Source organism: Microbacterium oxydans (assembly GCF_026559675.1).
GTDB lineage: Bacteria > Actinomycetota > Actinomycetes > Actinomycetales > Microbacteriaceae > Microbacterium > Microbacterium oxydans_D.
The window spans coordinates 2,531,778-2,548,335 of sequence record NZ_CP092891.1 but is presented as its reverse complement, the minus strand read 5'-3'; the positions used below and the strand labels follow the sequence as shown (position 1 = coordinate 2,548,335).

Below are 16,558 nucleotides of genomic sequence, written 5' to 3'. Positions count from 1 at the left end.
GCGCGAAAACGCGTCACCCGATTCTTCGTTCCCGAAGCAGACCGGAGCAGCACATGCCGATCGTCACCCTGACGAACGTCTCCAAGACCTACCCCTCCCGCAACGGCGACGAGTCCGAGATCGTGGCCGTCGACGACGTCACCCTCTCGATCGAGAAGGGCGACGTCTTCGGGATCATCGGATACTCCGGCGCGGGCAAGTCCACGCTCGTGCGGCTGATCAACGCCCTGGAGCCCGCGACGAGCGGCACGATCACCGTCGACGGTGTCGACATCACCGCGCTCAAGGAGAGCGAGCTGCGTCGGGTGCGCGGCGGCATCGGGATGATCTTCCAGCAGTTCAACCTGTTCTCGTCCCGAAGCGTCAAGGCGAACATCGCCTACCCCCTCAAGCTCGCCGGCTGGTCCAAGCCCGACATCGAGGAGCGGGTCGCCGAGCTGCTCAGCTTCGTCGGCCTGTCCGACAAGGCGACGGCCTATCCGGAGCAGCTGTCCGGCGGGCAGAAGCAGCGCGTCGGCATCGCCCGAGCACTCGCCACCGGCCCCGCGATCCTGCTGGCCGACGAGGCGACGAGCGCGCTCGATCCGCAGACGACGCACGAGGTGCTCGATCTGCTCAAGCGGGTCAACCGGGAGCAGGGCGTCACGATCGTCGTCATCACGCACGAGATGGATGTCATCCAGACGATCGCGACCAAGGTCGCCGTGATGGAGAACGGCCGCGTCATCGAGAGGGGCGACGTGTTCGACGTCTTCTCCGCGCCGCAGAATCCCGCCTCGCAGCGCTTCGTCGGCACGGTCGTGAAGGGGATCCCCTCGCCTGCCGAGCTGGCCGTGCTCCGCGAGCGCCACCGGGGGCGGCTGGTCACGTTCTCGTTCCGGGACGGCGACTCCTCGCAGGCGCAGGTGTTCCTCGACCTCGCCGGCGCCGGTCTCGACTTCGAGCTCGTCTTCGGCGGCATCAACGACATCCGCGGGCGCGCGTTCGGGCACCTCACCCTCGCGATCCGCGGCGAGAGCGCGGCCATCGACCGCACGCTCGCCGACATCGCGCGACGCGTCGAAGTGACCGAGATCGCCGGAGAGGAGGCCCGCTGATGGACCGTCTGATCCAGCTGTGGCCGGAACTGCTGAAGGCCGCGCTCGAGACCCTGTACATGACGACGTTCGCGTTCGTCCTCGGCGGTGTGCTGGGACTCGCGATCGGTGTCATCCTCTACGTCACCCGCCCCGGTGGGCTCCTGGAGAACAGGACCGTCGCGTTCATCGCGAACCTCGGGGTGAACTTCTTCCGCCCGATCCCGTTCGTGCTCTTCGTGGCGGTGGCCCAGCCGTTCGCACGCCTCGTGGTGGGCATCGGCATCGGCACGACGGCCGGGGCGTTCATCATCGGTATCGCGGCAGCCTTCGCGATCGGCCGCATCGTCGAACAGCACCTCGTCTCGGTCCCGTCCGGCGTGATCGAGGCGGCGCGCGCGATGGGCGCGGGCCCGTGGCGCATCCTCTTCACGGTCGCGATCCCCGAATCCCTCGGGCCGCTGATCCTCGGCTACACCTTCATCGTCGTGGCGCTCATCGACATGACGGCGATGGCCGGGCTCATCGGCGGCGGCGGTCTCGGCGCCTTCGCCCAGGTCTACGGATTCCGGCAGTTCGAGCCGGTCGTGATGTGGACGGCGATCGTCCTGATCGTGGTGTTCGTGCACTTCGTGCAGATGCTCGGCACGCGCCTCGCACGCAAGGTCATGCGCCGCTGACGGCAGTCCCGCCGGCCGGCGCATCCTGGAGGGTGCGCCGGGTGGTGAACACGCGCTCCTTCCCGCTGAGCGGGTCCGCGAAACGCAGCTCCCGCGCGAGCAGCTGCAGCGGGCGGTCGAAGTCGTCCGGCAGGTCGTCGAGCAGGTCCGGGTAGAACCGGTCGTTCAGGATGCCGATGCCGAGCGCGGCGAGGTGCACGCGCAGCTGGTGCATCTTGCCGCTGTGCGGCCGCAGCAGCGTGTGCACCACGCGGTCGTCGCTGCCGATCAGCTCGACGAGGGTCTCGGCGTTCGGCTCCCTGGTGTCGTCGACCTCCACGCGCAGCTGGCCGCGGGGCTTGTCGATCCGATTGCGGTACACGAGCGGGAAGGCGGGGAGGTCGCCGTGTCGAGGGAGGGCGGACACCGCCTCGTACACCTTCTGCACCTCGCGGTTCTCGAACAGCAGCTGGTACGCGCCGCGGGTGGCGGGGCGCGACGAGAACATCAGCAGCCCCGCGGTCGCGCGATCCAGGCGGTGGATCGGCGCGAGGTCGGGATTGTCGAGCAGGTTGCGCAGTCGCACCAGCGCCGAGTTCTGCAGGAACTTGCCGCCCGGGGTCGTCGGCAGGAAGTGCGGCTTGTCGACGACCACGAGATGGTCGTCCTGGTGCAGGATCTCGATCTCGAACGGGATCCGCGTCTCGACGGCGGGCTCGCGGTAGTACCAGACGAACTCCACGCTCCCGAGCGGAGCGTCGCGGGGGACGGGCGCACCGGAGGCCGTCACGATATCGCCGAGGTCGAACCGCGTGAGCAGTCGCTCGGGGTCCAGGTGGAAGAAGCGCTCGACCATGTACGCCGACACGGTCGGCCACGGGCCGGTGCGGGGCACGTGCAGGCGAGTGGCTCCCACGCCGTCGCGCATCGGGAGGGGTGAGGGCATGCCCATCAGTCGGCCTCCGGGGAGCAGGGTCGCGGGTCGCGAGCGGGATGTTCCCACCCTAGGCGACCCGCGACCTCGGCTCCTTCCGGGGAGCGGCTGTCAGCGCGCTCCGGCCGCGAGCCAGTCGTCGAACGAGGTCGGTGCGAGCCGGGCGTCCGGTCCGGGGATGAGCACCTCGCCGGCGAACTCCACGCCCAGCGCGGCATCGCGCCATGCCGCCCGCAGGGGAAGGTCGCGGCCGCGGACGGCGAGGGTGCGTCGGGCCATGTCGACCGCGTCCTCGGTGCGCGGGCCCGCGATGTCGAAGGACCCGGAGAGCGGGGTCCCCACGGCCGTGGCCACCAGCGCGGCGGCGACGTCGGCCGGGGCGATGGGCTGCATCAGCAGCGGCGGCACGATCGCCTCGCCGTCGACGACCGTCCACTCGGCGATCATCGCCGGGAAGTCGTGGAACTGGGTGGCCCGCATGATCGTGAAGGGCACCGTCCCCGCGGTGACCTCGCGCTCCTGCGCCCGCTTGCCGTAGTAGTGCGGGTTTCCGGCGACGGCGTCGAGCGCGGCGATCGACAGCGCGACGTGGTGCCCGACTCCGGCCTCGGTCTCGGCGGTGAGGAGGTTGCGGGTGATCGTGGCGAAGGCGTGCTCGGCCTCCGCGATGTCGGCGACCGGAGGGTTCGTGGCGTCGATCACGGCATCCGCCCCCTCCAGGCGCTGGCGGAGTCCGACACCGGTGAGGAGATCGACCCCCTCGCCGCGACTCAGCGAGACCGCCTCCTGGCCGGTCCGCTCCAGCTCCGCCACGACCAGACGCCCGATTCGTCCCGTACCACCAGCCACTGCGATGCGCATGCTCACTCCTTAATCATGGATATTACGTGTCCACAATAGAGTCTGGGCGGTAGGCTGGGCAAATGAAACTTCCGGAGACCTCCGAGTGGGTGCTGCACACGGTCGCCGTGATCGCCCAGCTCCCTGCGGGATCGACCGTCTCCGGCGCGCAGCTCGCGGAGCACTTCGGGGTTCCCGGCCCGTATCTCTCCAAGCAGCTCGCCAAGCTCGTGCGCGCGGGCATCCTCACCGGGAGCACCGGGCCGCGCGGCGGGTTCCGGCTGGCCTCGGGCCCGGAGCGGATCAGCATCCTCGACCTGGTGATCGCCGTCGACGGCGCCGCCGACCCGTACGTGTGCCGGGAGCTGCGTCAGCAGGGGCGCGGAGCAGCCCGCCCGGAGGACTGCACGCGGCCGTGCGCACTGGCCGCTGTCATGCGGCGCGCGCACGAGGCCTGGCGCGAATCCCTCGCCGGCGTCACGGTCGCCGAGATCGTCGCGGGCCTACCGGCGGGAGTCCCGGAGAAGAATCGCAGACTGCTCCTCGAACCCGCGGGCTGAGGGGCACGACGTCAGGCGTCGAAGTTCACGCGTCGAAGCTCAGGCGTCGAAGCTCAGGCTCAGCTTGCGCAGGAGCCCGGCGAGGCGATCGCGGTCCGAGCGGGAGAGGGCCTGCAGCAGATCGGCCTCCACGTCGACGAGGCGCGTAATCGCCGCGTCCACGCGGATGCGGCCGTCATCCGTGAGCGTCACCAGCACGCTGCGTCCGTCGCCGGGATCGGCCTCGCGGCGCACGAAGCGGCGGCCGACGAGCCGGTCGATCCGGTTGGTCATGGTGCCGCTGGAGACCAGCGTCTGCTGCAGCAGCTGCTTGGGGGAGAGCTGGAACGGTGCGCCCGCCCGGCGCAGCGCGGAGAGCACGTCCCACTCCCAGTGCTCCAGGTCGCTGCGGCGGAAGACGTCGCGACGGGCGCGATCGAGATGTCGCGAGAGCCGGTCCATCCGCGACAGCACCTCGAGGGGGGAGAAGTCGAGGTCGGGACGCTGGGTGTTCCATGCGCCGACGATCCGGTCGACCTCATCAGCCTCGCTCATCCGCCCATTATCGCGTGCGCGGGGCCGGGGTGCCGGACACCGCGAGCAGGTCGAGCGTCATGAACGTGCTGTGCGGGTCGGGGAGGTAGCCGCCGAACGGGCCGCACTCGACGAAGCCCGCCGCCGCGTACATCGCGCGGGCCGGGACGAAGAACTCCGCGCTGCCGGTCTCGAGCGAGACCCGGCGGATGCCGCGCACCCGGGCGTCCGCGAGGAGGAACGCCAGCATCGACCTCCCCAGCCCGCGGCCGCGCACGGCCGGATCCGTCCGCATCGACTTGAGCTCCTCGTGCCCGTCCTCGACCGTCGCGAGGGCACCGGTGGCGACGGGGCTCCCGTCGAGGTGGCCGGCGAACAGACGCACGCGCGGCGTCAGCAGGCGCTCGAGCATGAGGGCGTGGCGGCTCTCCGCCGGCGCGGTGTGCTCCATCTCCGCATGATGGGCCTGCAGGAAGGAGGCGAGCTCCGGGGTGGCGGACTCGACCCGGTCGATCACGATGCTCATGGCGTCAGCATCGCAGAGCCGTGTTTCCGACGGATGACGGCGCGAGCACGCGTCATCCGCACACACCGGAACACCGGCCGGATCATGGCAGACTTGTCCCCGCGGTGCCCTCGGGCGTCGCGGTCCGCCGTGGTGTAATGGCAGCACGACAGCCTTTGGAGCTGTGAGGTCTAGGTTCGAGTCCTGGCGGCGGAGCATGACTGGGAACAATCTCGCCATCATCGTCCTCGCTGCAGGCCAGGGCACCCGCATGAAGTCGCGCCTGCCGAAGGTGCTGCATCCGATCGGCGGGCGTCCGCTGGTGGGCCACGTGCTCACCACGGCGGGGCGGCTGCAGGCCGCGCACGTCGAGGTTGTCGTGCGTCACGAGCGCGACCAGGTCGTCGCGGCGCTCGCAGAGGACTACCCCGACGCGGTGTTCGTCGATCAGGACGACGTCCCCGGCACCGGGCGTGCGGTGCAGGTCGCGGTCGAGGCTCTTCCCGACGACTTCGACGGCGACGTGCTCGTCCTCTCCGGCGACTGCCCGCTGGCCGACGTCGACACCCTGTCCGCCTTCCTCGCGGAGCACCGCGCCTCGGGAGCGCCGGCCACGCTGATGACCGCGCTGGTCGACGACCCGACGGGCTACGGGCGCGTCGTGCGCGACGCCGACGGCGGTGTCGACCGCATCGTCGAGCAGAAGGACGCGAGCGCCGAGGAGGCGGCCGTCCGCGAGATCAACGCCGGCATGTACGTGTTCCGCGCCGCGACGCTTCGGGCCTACCTGCCCCGGGTCGGCGTCGACAACGCGCAGGGCGAGATGTACCTGACCGACGTGCCCGGTCTGCTCCGTCGCGACGGCGACCGGGTGGCGGCGTCCGTCGTCTCCGACATCTCGGTGACCTTCGGCGTCAACGACCGCGCGCAGCTGGCCGAGGTCGGCCGACTGCTCAACCAGCGCATCGTCCGTCGCTGGCAGCTCGAGGGCGTCACCGTCATCGACCCGGCGACCACCTGGATCGACGACGACGCGAAGCTCGCGCCCGACGTCACCCTCCTGCCGAACACGCAGATCCTGCGCACCACCGTCGTCGCCCCCGGAGCGATCATCGGCCCCGACACGACGCTGGTCGACTGCGAGGTGGGCGAGGACGCCGTGGTCCGTCGCACCGATGCGACCCTCGCCGTGATCGGCGCCGGGGCCACGGTCGGTCCGTTCTCCTACCTCCGCGCCGGCACGGTCCTGGGCGCCCAGGGCAAGATCGGCGCCTACGTCGAGACGAAGAACGCCGAGATCGGCGAAGGCAGCAAGGTCCCGCACCTCTCGTACGTGGGCGACGCGACGATCGGCCGCGGCGTCAACCTGGGTGCGAGCACGATCACGGCCAACTACGACGACGTGAACAAGCACCGCACCGAGATCGGCGACGAGGTGCACACCGGGTCGCACACGGTGCTCGTCGCGCCCGTTAGGCTGGGAGCCGGTGCGAAGACCGGTGCAGGCGCCGTCGTCCGCAAGGACGTCCCCGCCGGCGCTCTGGCCATGAGCGTCGCCCCCCAGCGCAACATCGAGGGCTGGGTCGAGAAGAACAGAGCAGGGACGGGCGCGGCGGATGCTGCGTCCCGCGAGAATTCGGCGGAATAGGCGGACATGGCGCGCAAGAAGAAGACGGTCGATCTGGATCGCGACAACGGCGTGGCCCCCGGGATCATCGCCAAGACCAAGAAGCGGCTCGTCGTCGCCGGTGGTCGCTCGCATCCGGCACTCACCGCAGCGGTCGCCGAGGCCCTCGGCACCGAGATCGCGCCGGTCGAGCACCGCACGTTCGCCTCGGGTGAGATCTACGCCCGCTTCGAGGTGTCGATCCGCGGAGTGGACCTGTTCCTGATCCAGACCTTCGGCGAGCCGGTCAACGAGTGGCTCATGGAGACGCTCATCATGATCGACGCCGCGAAGCGCGCATCGGCCAAGCGCATCACCGTCGTCGCCCCGTACTATCCGTATTCGCGTCAGGACAAGAAGGGCCGCGGTCGCGAGCCGATCAGCGCCCGCCTCGTCGCCGACCTCCTCAAGACCGCCGGTGCCGACCGTGTCATGAGCGTCGACCTGCACGCCGCGCAGATCCAGGGCTTCTTCGACGGTCCCGTCGACCACCTGTTCGCGAAGCCGGTTCTGCTGGACTACTTCGAGCGCACCCTCTCGCCCGCCGACCGCGAGATCCTCACGGTCGTCTCGCCCGACATGGGCCGCGTGCGCGTCGCCGACACCTGGTCGGACAGCCTGGGCGCCCCGCTCGCGATCATCCACAAGCGTCGTGACCCGAAGGTCGCCAACCAGGTCTCCGTGCACGAGATCGTCGGCACGGTCGAGGGCCGCACCTGCCTCCTCGTCGACGACATGATCGACACCGGCGGCACGATCGTCAAGGCCGCGCAGGCGCTCAAGGCCGCAGGTGCCCACCGCGTCATCGTCGCGGCCACCCACGCGATCTTCAGCGACCCGGCATCCGATCGGCTGCAGGACTCGTCCATCGACGAGGTCGTCATCACCGACACGATCCCGCTCACGGAATCGCGTCGCTGGGACAACCTGACGATCCTCCCGATCGCCCCCCTGCTCGCACGCGCCATCCACGAGGTCTTCGAGGACGGATCCGTCACGAGCATGTTCGGCGGCGACGCGTAACGCATCGTCACGGCACAGCCCGCGCATAGCCGTGGTGCTTACGGTCGAATGGTCGACCACCGGAGTCGACCGACACCGAGCCGGGAGGACCGCATCATGATCCGCACGACCGTACCGACCTCTGTCCGCAAGGGATCCGCGATCCTCGGGATCGCGGGACTCTTCGTCCTCGCCGGCTGCTCCGGCAACGCCGACGCCGAGTCCCCGGCCGACGGCGGCGCCACCGCGGACTCCGGATCGTCCTCCTCGTCCGGTGGCGACTCGACGGGCGCGTACACCGACGGCACCTACACCGCCGAGGGTTCGTACCAGACGCCCGAGACCGTCGAGCAGATCTCGGTCACGCTCACCCTCGCCGACGGCGTCGTGACCGACGTCGAGGTCACGGGCGACCCCCAGGCCCCCGAGAGCAAGCAGTACCAGGGCCAGTTCATCGACGGCATCGCCGATGAGGTCGTGGGCGTGGCCGTCGACGACCTGAACGTCAGCCGCGTCGCGGGCTCCTCGCTCACCAGCGGCGGCTTCAACGACGCCGTGCAGTCCATCAAGGAGCAGGCGGCCGCCTAGGCGCCTGGCGCGGCATGGCGAGCTGGCGCTTCGAGGCGATCGGAACGCACTGGGAGATCGAGTCGGCGCAGGAGCTGACCGACAGCGCTCGTGCGGCGGTCTCCGCCGAGATCGAGCGGTTCGACCGGGAGTGGTCGCGGTTCCGGCAGGACTCCGAGGTCCGTCGCCTCGGGCGCGAGGGCGGTGCCTTCGCCTCCGCCGACGCCCGTCCGATGCTCGACGCGTATCGGGAGCTCTCCGCGGCGACCGCCGGTGCCGTGAACCCGCTGGTGGCCGACAGCCTCGACGCGCTCGGCTACGACGCGGAGTACTCGCTCGTCGCCGGAGATCCGGTGCGCGCGCCGGAAGGCTGGGAGCGGCAGGTGTCCTGGACGGCCGGCGAGGTCACCGCATCCGTCCCCGCGCTCTTCGACGTCGGAGCCCTGGGCAAGGGCCGCCTGGTCGACCTCGTGATGCGCGTCCTGGAGCGCGTGCCCGGCGACCTCGTGGTGGATGCCGGTGGCGACATCCGCGTGCGCGGCGCGGCCGTGCGCATCGGCCTCGAGCACCCGTACGACGCGCGGAAGGCGATCGGCGTGGTCGAGGTGCAGGACCAGGCGCTGTGCGCGTCGGCGATCAACCGCCGGGCCTGGGGGAGCGGACTGCATCACGTGCTCGACGCCCGCACCGGACAGCCCGTTCGTACGTGGGCGGCCACCTGGGCGCTCGCTCCGGACACGATGACGGCCGATGCCGTGGCGACCGCGCTGTTCTTCGACGGCGGCCCCGAACTCGCCGACGCCTGGGGTGTGGAATGGGTCCGCATGAGCACCGACGGGCGGGTGCAGCGCTCGCCCGGGTGCCCGGCGGAGTTGTTCCTCGCCGGAGGCGACACGCGCCGCGCGGCGCAGGATTAGGGAAGAGTGGACACCGTGATCACGTCATTCGCCGCCGCACGCCAACGGGTCCTCGCGGTGCTCGGCTCCCTGTCGATGTACCGTCTCGTGCTCTTCGCGCTCATCGCCCTCGCCGTGATCGCGTTCGCGCTGTCGCTGTTCGGCGTGATCGTGTCGCCGACTCCGCTCGAGCTCGTGGCGTCGTTCCTGGTGCTCGCGATCGTGATCTCGGCCGTCGACGCGGTGGCGCAGCGCATCCTGCGGCTCCCGTGGCGCATCGAGTCCTCGCTCGTCACCGCGCTCATCCTGCTGTTCGTCCTGCGGCCGGGCGTCGAGCTCGGCGCCCTCCTCGGCCTCGCGCTGGCGGGAGCGGTGGCGAGCGTCTCGAAGTACCTCATCGCCTGGCGCGGTCGCCACATCTTCAACCCCGCGGCGTTCGGCGCCGCGGTGGTCTCGATCCTCGGCGCGTTCGGCGCGTTCGAGTGGCTGGGCACCTCCTCCTCGTGGTGGGTCGGCACGCCCGTGCTCACGATCCCCGTGGCCGTCCTCGGCCTCGCGGTGCTGTGGCGCACCGAGAAGGTGCGGATCGTGCTGGTGTTCCTGCTCGTCGCTGTCGCCACCTCGGTGGTGCGGCAGGCGGTGCAGGCGGCCGAGTTCGACATCGGCTTCGACGTGCTGACCGCGCTGCAGTTCGCGGTGCTCCAGTCGCCGTTCGTGTTCGTCGGGGCGTTCATGCTGTCCGAGCCGCTCACGCTGCCGCCACGCCGCCGCCAGCAGGTCGCCGTGGCCGTCGTGGTGGGCCTCCTGGCCGGATGGCCGATCTCCGTCGCCGGGCTCTTCACGCTCGGACAGGAGCGCGCGCTGCTGATCGGGAACCTGCTGGCGTTCGCCTTCGCCCTGCGCGGTTCGGTGCGGCTCGTGCTCCAGCGGCGCGAGTTCGTCTCCCCGACCGCGCAGGAGCTCACCTTCCGGGCGAAGGGGCGCGTGCGCTTCCTGCCCGGTCAGTACCTCGAGCTCGACGTGCCGCATCACCGGCCCGACGCCCGCGGCACTCGGCGGGAGTTCAGCATCGTCTCCGCTCCGGCCGACCTGCCGACGCTGCGCATCGCCTACAAGAACGGCGACCAGAAGCATCCGTCCAGCTACAAGCGCGCCCTGGCCGCGGCCGAGCCCGGCGCGACGTTCGCGGTGACCGGCACCTGGGGGGACTTCATCCTGCCCCGAGGCGACCAGCCGGTGCTCATGGTGGCGGCGGGCATCGGCGTCACGCCGTTCGTGTCGCAGCTGCGTCAGCTGCAGGCGACGGGTCAGCAGCGCGACGTGGTGCTCGTGTACGTCGCCTCCGACGCGTCCGAGCTCGCCTTCCGGGAGGAGCTGGCCGCCACCGGCGTGCGCACGGTCGTGTTCACGCGCGACGAGCCGACCGACCTGCCCCCGCACTGGAGCTGGGCGCAGGGCGCCCGCCTGGACGCGGAGAGCCTGGAGCGCACCGTCGCCGACCTCTCCGCGCGGCACGCGTTCATCTCCGGGCCGCCCCGACTCATCGCCGATCTCGCGCCGGCCCTGCAGAAGGCCCGCAGCCTCACGACCGACGCCTTCGCCGGCTACTGATCCGCGGGTCAGGCCTCGCCGGGTACTGTTCCGCGGGTCAAGCCTCGGTGGTCGTGTTCCGCAGGTGAGGCCTCGGTGGTCGTGTTCCGCGGGTCCGGGCCTCGGTGGTCGTGTTCCGCGGGTCAGGCTTCGGTGTCGGCGACGGTGGCGGCGGGGTTGACCGGGATGCGCACCGTGAAGGTCGTGTCGCCGGGTTCGCTGCTCACGGTGATGAAGCCGTGGTGCCCCTCGACGATGGCCTTGGCGATCGCGAGGCCGAGACCCGTGCCGCCCGTCTGCCGGGCGCGTGAGCTGTCGCCGCGGGCGAAGCGCGCGAAGAGCTCGTCGCGGATCGCCGGGTCGATGCCGGGTCCGTCGTCGTGGACGCGCAGCACCGCCTCGTCACCCTCCCTGGCCACGCTCAGCGTGATCGTGGTGCCCGCGGGGGTGTGCGTGCGGGCGTTCGCGAGCAGGTTGCCGACGACCTGGTGGAGCCGGCCGGCGTCGCCCACCACGGTGACGGGCTCGTCGGGGACCTCGATGGTCCAGTGGTGGTCCGCCGCCGTGGGGCGGGCGTCCGAGAGCCCTTCCAGAGCCAGCTGCGTGAGGTCGACCGTTCCGTAGACCAGCTCGCGGCCCTCGTCGAGACGCGCGAGCAGCAGCAGATCCTCGACGAGCCGGGTCATCCGCAGCGATTGCGCCTGGATGCGCTCCAGCGAGGAGGTCGTGCTCTCGACGACCTCCGGGTGCTCGGCCGGTGCCTCGGTCTGACGCAGCGCGCGCAGCGACAACTCCGAGTAGCCGCGGATGGACGCGAGCGGGGTGCGCAGCTCATGGCTGGCGTCCGCGACGAAGCGGCGCATCCGCTCCTCGTTCTTCTGCCTCGACGCCAGCGAGGTGTTCACGTGGTCGAGGAGCTTGTTCAGGGAGGCCCCGACGAGCCCGGTCTCGGTGCGCGGATCGGCCTCCGAGGCCGGCACGCGCTCGGTGATGCTGACCTCGCCGCGGTCGAGCTGCTGATTCGCCACCCGGGTCGCCGTCGTGGCGACCGCGCGCAGCGGGCGCAGGCCCACGCGGATCGTGATCGCGGTGGTCAGCGCCAGCAGGATCAGGCCGCCGATGGTCGCGAGGGCGATCACGGTGAGCAGCTGCGTGAGCTGATTCTGGATGTCGTCGCGGGGCAGGCCGGTGACGACGACGATGCCTCCCGCCGCGGGCAGCGCCATGAGCCGGTAGGAGCCGAGATCGCTGATCGAGACCGTGGCCACGGTGGTTCCCGCCAGTGCCATGCCGATCTCGGTCATCTGCTTCCGGTCGAGCGTCTGCAGAGTGCCGGTGAACTCGTCCTGCGCCGAGTTCTTCACGATCACGCCGCTGGCTCCGGTGAGCGGACTGACCACGGCGACCAGCAGCCCCGCCGCCGGCACGGTGTGCCCGGCCAGGACGTTGGGCGCCGTCGCCTCGGGCGCATCCGTCGCCTCCGCCCACCGCTGCACCAGATGCGCGTTGGTGGCCAGCTTCTGGTCGAGCTGGTCCTCCATCGTCTTGCCCAGCGTGGCGCTGGTGATCACGGCGACGATGACGAGGATCAGCGACACGAACCCGATCACGGCGGTCATCAGCCGTGTCTGCAGGCTCATGGGCCGTCTGGTCATCGCCGCAGGGGTCACTGCGGGGCCTTGATCATGTAGCCGACGCCGCGGACGGTGTGCAGCAGCGGCGTGCGTCCCGCGTCGATCTTCTTGCGCAGGTACGAGATGTACAGCTCGACGACGGACGACTTGCCGCCGAAGTCGTAGCTCCAGACCCGGTCGAGGATCTGCGCCTTCGAGAGCACCCGGCGCTCGTTGCGCATCAGGTAGCGCAGCAGTTCGAACTCGGTGGCGGTGAGGTCGATCTCGGTGCCGTCGCGGACCACCTCGTGGCTGTCCTCGTTGAGGGTGAGGTCGGCGACGCGGAGGATCGACTGTCCGTCGTCGGCGGTCGCGTGGCCGGTGCGGCGGATGATCGCCCGCAGACGCGCGATCACCTCTTCCAGGCTGAACGGCTTGGTGACGTAGTCGTCTCCGCCGGCGGTGAGCCCGGCGACGCGGTCGCCCACGGCGTCCTTGGCCGTGAGGAAGAGCACCGGGACGAGGTTGCCGGACTCGCGGAGCCGCTTGAGCACCGACATGCCGTCCAGGTCGGGCATCATGATGTCGAGCACGAGTGCATCCGGCTCGAACTCGCGCGCGACCTGGAGCGCCTCCATGCCCGAGGAGGCGGTGCGCACCTCCCAGCCCTCCATGCGCAGCGCCATCGCGAGCAGGTCGGTCAGCATCTGCTCGTCGTCGACGGCGAGGATGCGCAGAGGGGAGCCGTCGGGACGGTGCATTTCGGGCAGGTCGCTGGTCATGTCCCTATTCTGCGGAATCTCCTATGTGATTTCTATGGAGATCGCTATGCGTTGTCTGGGAGCGTGCTCACTCGAGGCGCTCGTCGGGGAGCGCGAGGAAGTCCAGGCCGTCCTGCAGCGCCAGCCGGTCCGCCTGCTCGCCGATCGCCCCGGAGAGGTGACCGTTGGCGCGCACGCCGAGCCGCCGTGGGCCGGACAGCGCGTGGTACACCGCGAACTGGCCCCGCGGGTCGACCGCGGGGTCGAGCACCGCCGCGCTCACCTGCACGGGAAGACGCAGGCGCCGCGCCGCGATCGCCGCGTCGTAGTAGTCGAGCACAGGGCGCACCTCGGGGTGCGATCGCAGGTGCCGTCGAACAGCCTCGCCGCTGCCGGTTCCTCGCCGGGTGAGGCGCACATCGTGGTTCCCGAAGCTCGGCACGTCCAGGGCCGCCCGACGGAACCGGTCGTCCCAGGGGAGGGCCATCGCACCGATGCCGCCGCCGAAGCTCCCACCGTGGAAGTCGAGGGCTCCGGACGCCGCGGGCGCGATCTCGAGCAGGATGGTCGCCGCACGCCAGACATCCGCCACGGCGAAGCGGTGCGAGTACGTGTCCCGGTGCGCGATCCCGGCGAGGACGTGCTCGTCGGGAACAGCCGGGAAGCGGCTCGCGGTGCCGGGGTGCGTGCCCGGGGCGCAGGGCAGGATCGCGGCGGTGTCGGCCGGGACGCGGTCCGGATCGGGGCCGGTGCGCCCGCCGTAGCCGTGCCCGACGACGACTCCGCGCCGGATGTCGTCGGCATCCTGGGGCAGCATCACGTACGCGGCGGCCCGCTCGCCGGCGGAGGAGGAGAAGCGGATCTCGGTGACGCGGTGCGTCTCGGTCGACTCGAGCTCCCGCGTGCGCTCCCAGGCCACCGGGCCTGCACCGAACTCCCGGAACGTGGACCGCCAGAAGTCGTCGAAGTCGGCGGGCTCCGCGGGCGCGGGGAGAGGCGCGAGCAGCACGCTCAGCGGGTACTCGGTCATCTCCTCGGCAGGTTCCTGGGTCACCGCGCGCTTCCTCTCCTCCGTGTCCATCCGGTCGACGTTACCGGCACCGCTCGTGCGGGAGCTCAGCGCCGCACGCGCTCAGTGCCGCACGTACTCAGTGCCGTACGTACTCCTTGATCGCATCCTCGTCGACGGTGACACCGAGCCCAGGGCCGGTCGGGACGACGAAGCCACCGTCCGCCCGCACCTCGAGCGGCGTCGTCAGGAGGCGGTTGGCGACCGGCAGGGTGAACGGCTGGTACTCGAAGGCGAGCAGCGACGCGGCGCTCGCGGCGACGTGCACGCCGGCCGCCATCGCGATGCCGAAGGCGGCCGAGTGGTGCGGGGCGACCTGCACGTGGAAGGCGTCGGCGACGGCCGCGATCGCGAGCCCCTCGGTGATACCGGTGCGGCCGATGTCGGGCTGCGTGAGGCCGACGGCCCGGCGCGTGAGCCAGTCCGTGAACTCGAAGCGGCTGCGCATCGCCTCGCCGATCGCGATGGGGGTGGCGAGCGAGCGGGCGAGGTCGCGGTGGCCCTCCACATCCTCCGGCGCGAGCGGCGCCTCGAAGAACCAGGCCCGCCGGTCGTCCAGCTCCCGACCGAGCGCGCGTGCCTCGCCGAGCTGGTAGGTCCAGTGGGCGTCGAGCGCGACGTCGAGGTCGGGGTGCCCCGCGCGGATCGCGTCGTACGTCGCGAGGTCGGAGCGGATGTCGATGCCGAGATGCAGCTTGATGCGGCGCACACCGCCCTCGACGAGCTCGGCCGCCTTCTCGGCACGCTCGACGTCGTCGACGCCGCGGATCCCGGAGACGTACGTCGGCAGCACCTCGTGGAAGCGACCGCCGGCGAGCTCGGAGACGGAGAGGCCGGTGGCGTGGCCCCACAGGTCCCAGAGCGCGATGTCGACCGCCGCCATCGCGTCGGCCTGGTGACCGGTCAGGTGCCCCCGCTCGCGCATCGACTCCGTCATGCGGTGCCAGAGCGTGCGCACCGAGCGGGGGTCCTCGCCGACGATCAGCGGGGTGAGCAGGTTGTCCACGATCGCCGCGGCCACGACGGGGGCGACGGGCGCCAGTGCCTCGCCCCAGCCGACGAGACCCTCATCGGTCTCGATCTTCACGAGCAGGGTCTCGTAGCCGGGGGCGTACAGGCTCCGCCACGGGGGACGGATCACGTAGCCGCGGTGCTCCACGGCGGTGTCGCCCGCGTAGGAGTTGTTCGCATCCTCCTTCGAGAGGTAGAGGGGGAAGGTCTGGACGCGCGTGATCTTCACAGGGGTCTCCAAAGACATCGATGGTCGGCGAACCGGCGGCGCACGCCGCGGGCGGGGCTTCGGGGCCGCGGGGCGGCCGGGTGGTCAGAGCGCCGCGAAGGCGGAGGCGGTGCGGGACGGGCTGTATCCGAGGGCGACGGAGATCTCGTCGGCGGCCTCGATCAGCTGCAGGGCGAGCTCCTGGTGCGGCGCGTGCAGGTCGAGCACCGACAGCGGGCCGCTCGCCGAGATCCCGGCGACGATCTCACCGGCGCGGTTGCGGATCGGGACGGCGATGCAGGCGCGACCGAACGCGAGCTCCTCGATCTCGGTCGCGTAGCCGCGGCTGCGCGTCTCGTCGAGGGCGAGCTGCATGGCGTCACGGTCGACGATCGTGTGCGGGGTGAAGCGCTGGGGCGTCTGGGCGAAGTACTCGTCCACCTGCTCGTCGGTCATGCCGGAGAGCAGCGCCTTGCCGAGGCCGGTGGCGTGCAGGGGGCCGGTGCGGCCGGCCATCGCGAACGACTTCGGCGCCAGCGCACCCTCGAAGTTGCAGAGGTAGGTGAAGGTGAAGCCGCTGAGCTCGGCGACGTTCACGCCGATCTCGATCTTCCGGGCGAGGTTCTGGGCGATCTGGCGCGAGGCGCGGAAGATCGGCGACCCGTTGAGGGCGATCGTGCCGAGGGACACGGCTGCCGGACCCAGACGGTAGAGCCCGGTGCGGGCGTCCTGCACCACGAACTTCATCCGGTCGAGGGCGGACATCATGCGCGAGACGGTGGACTGTCCGAGGCCGGTGAGGGTGCAGAGCTCGGAGACCCTCAGCTCGCCGGACTCCTCGGTGAAGCATGCGAGCAATGACATCGCCCGTTCGACGGTCTGCGTGCCGCCCACCGATTCCGACGCCATGGTGACTCCTCCTCAAGACTGCCGCCGCATCTGCGACGCCTGCGGCTCGTCGCCGCTGCCAGTCATCCTATTGAGAGAAATGATGCGAAGCAACACAAATGTGGGTGTCTTATGCATTTTGTGGATTTCGCATCCGCATTGTGGTTAACTGGCCGCACGTCGACGTCGACGACTGTGAC

17 protein-coding genes and 1 tRNA gene are annotated in these 16,558 nt (G+C 70.7%); 9 read left to right on the top strand and 9 right to left on the bottom strand.

Features of this window, described 5'->3' with window-relative positions; all coding sequences use genetic code 11:
* Positions 1-53 precede the first annotated feature (53 nt).
* Together MME74_RS12285 and MME74_RS12280 are read left to right on the top strand one after the other, a co-directional pair.
* Positions 54-1,097, top strand: a complete 1,044-nt coding sequence (locus tag MME74_RS12285) for a methionine ABC transporter ATP-binding protein (RefSeq protein ID WP_267415312.1) — start codon at positions 54-56, stop codon at positions 1,095-1,097.
* Complete coding sequence (locus MME74_RS12280; RefSeq protein WP_267415311.1) at positions 1,097-1,756, top strand: methionine ABC transporter permease; 660 nt, start codon at positions 1,097-1,099, stop codon at positions 1,754-1,756. Before MME74_RS12285 ends, MME74_RS12280 begins: the two co-directional genes overlap by 1 nt.
* On the opposite strand, the gene MME74_RS12275 is transcribed toward MME74_RS12280, so the two are convergent.
* Complete coding sequence (locus MME74_RS12275; RefSeq protein WP_267415309.1) at positions 1,743-2,681, bottom strand: pseudouridine synthase; 939 nt, start codon at positions 2,679-2,681, stop codon at positions 1,743-1,745. The genes MME74_RS12280 and MME74_RS12275 overlap by 14 nt on opposite strands.
* A 99-nt stretch (positions 2,682-2,780) precedes the next feature.
* Positions 2,781-3,530, bottom strand: a complete 750-nt coding sequence (locus tag MME74_RS12270) for an SDR family oxidoreductase (RefSeq protein WP_267415308.1) — start codon at positions 3,528-3,530, stop codon at positions 2,781-2,783.
* A gap of 62 nt (positions 3,531-3,592) precedes the next feature.
* On the opposite strand from MME74_RS12270, the gene MME74_RS12265 reads away from it, so the two are divergent.
* Positions 3,593-4,069, top strand: coding sequence for an RrF2 family transcriptional regulator (locus tag MME74_RS12265; RefSeq protein WP_267415307.1), 477 nt, complete (start codon positions 3,593-3,595; stop codon positions 4,067-4,069).
* Between the two features lie 39 nt (positions 4,070-4,108).
* Here the strand turns inward: MME74_RS12265 and MME74_RS12260 are convergent, their stop codons facing one another.
* Complete coding sequence (locus MME74_RS12260) at positions 4,109-4,603, bottom strand: MarR family winged helix-turn-helix transcriptional regulator (protein WP_267415306.1); 495 nt, start codon at positions 4,601-4,603, stop codon at positions 4,109-4,111.
* Between the two features lie 7 nt (positions 4,604-4,610).
* Positions 4,611-5,108, bottom strand: coding sequence for a GNAT family N-acetyltransferase (locus MME74_RS12255; protein WP_267415305.1), 498 nt, complete (start codon positions 5,106-5,108; stop codon positions 4,611-4,613).
* Between the two features lie 123 nt (positions 5,109-5,231).
* Between MME74_RS12255 and MME74_RS12250 the strand changes: the two genes are divergently transcribed.
* The 6 genes from MME74_RS12250 to MME74_RS12225 all read left to right on the top strand — a co-directional run bounded on the left by MME74_RS12250 (position 5,232) and on the right by MME74_RS12225 (position 10,829).
* Positions 5,232-5,303: transfer RNA gene (locus MME74_RS12250), tRNA-Gln, on the top strand.
* 1 nt (position 5,304) lies between these two features.
* On the top strand, positions 5,305-6,735 hold the full coding sequence (gene glmU / locus MME74_RS12245) for a bifunctional UDP-N-acetylglucosamine diphosphorylase/glucosamine-1-phosphate N-acetyltransferase GlmU (RefSeq protein WP_267415304.1): 1,431 nt from the start codon (positions 5,305-5,307) through the stop codon (positions 6,733-6,735).
* Between the two features lie 6 nt (positions 6,736-6,741).
* A complete protein-coding gene (locus MME74_RS12240) occupies positions 6,742-7,776 on the top strand; it encodes a ribose-phosphate diphosphokinase (RefSeq protein WP_267415303.1) in 1,035 nt (344 codons plus the stop codon).
* A gap of 96 nt (positions 7,777-7,872) precedes the next feature.
* The gene (locus MME74_RS12235) at positions 7,873-8,343 is read left to right on the top strand and encodes an FMN-binding protein (RefSeq protein ID WP_267415302.1); all 471 of its coding nucleotides are present in this window, start codon (positions 7,873-7,875) and stop codon (positions 8,341-8,343) included.
* Positions 8,344-8,357: 14 nt separating this feature from the next.
* Positions 8,358-9,239 carry an FAD:protein FMN transferase gene (locus tag MME74_RS12230; protein ID WP_267415301.1) on the top strand — a complete coding sequence of 294 codons (882 nt, stop codon included), beginning with the start codon at positions 8,358-8,360 and terminating at the stop codon, positions 9,237-9,239.
* A 15-nt stretch (positions 9,240-9,254) separates the two neighbouring features.
* Positions 9,255-10,829, top strand: a complete 1,575-nt coding sequence (locus tag MME74_RS12225; RefSeq protein ID WP_267415300.1) for a flavodoxin reductase — start codon at positions 9,255-9,257, stop codon at positions 10,827-10,829.
* Between the two features lie 122 nt (positions 10,830-10,951).
* Here MME74_RS12225 and MME74_RS12220 read toward each other — a convergent pair whose 3' ends face one another.
* From MME74_RS12220 to MME74_RS12200, 5 genes are all read right to left on the bottom strand, one after another.
* On the bottom strand, positions 10,952-12,448 hold the full coding sequence (locus MME74_RS12220) for a sensor histidine kinase (RefSeq protein ID WP_267415299.1): 1,497 nt from the start codon (positions 12,446-12,448) through the stop codon (positions 10,952-10,954).
* Positions 12,449-12,474: 26 nt separating this feature from the next.
* Positions 12,475-13,203, bottom strand: coding sequence for a response regulator transcription factor (locus MME74_RS12215; protein ID WP_324170111.1), 729 nt, complete (start codon positions 13,201-13,203; stop codon positions 12,475-12,477).
* Positions 13,204-13,270: 67 nt separating this feature from the next.
* Positions 13,271-14,236: an acetylxylan esterase gene (locus tag MME74_RS12210; RefSeq protein ID WP_267415298.1), complete on the bottom strand. Its 966-nt coding sequence runs from the start codon at positions 14,234-14,236 to the stop codon at positions 13,271-13,273.
* A 94-nt stretch (positions 14,237-14,330) separates the two neighbouring features.
* Positions 14,331-15,491, bottom strand: coding sequence for a mandelate racemase/muconate lactonizing enzyme family protein (locus tag MME74_RS12205; protein ID WP_267415297.1), 1,161 nt, complete (start codon positions 15,489-15,491; stop codon positions 14,331-14,333).
* An 84-nt stretch (positions 15,492-15,575) separates the two neighbouring features.
* A complete protein-coding gene (locus MME74_RS12200; RefSeq protein WP_267415295.1) occupies positions 15,576-16,379 on the bottom strand; it encodes an IclR family transcriptional regulator in 804 nt (267 codons plus the stop codon).
* Between the last annotated feature and the right edge of the window lie 179 nt (positions 16,380-16,558).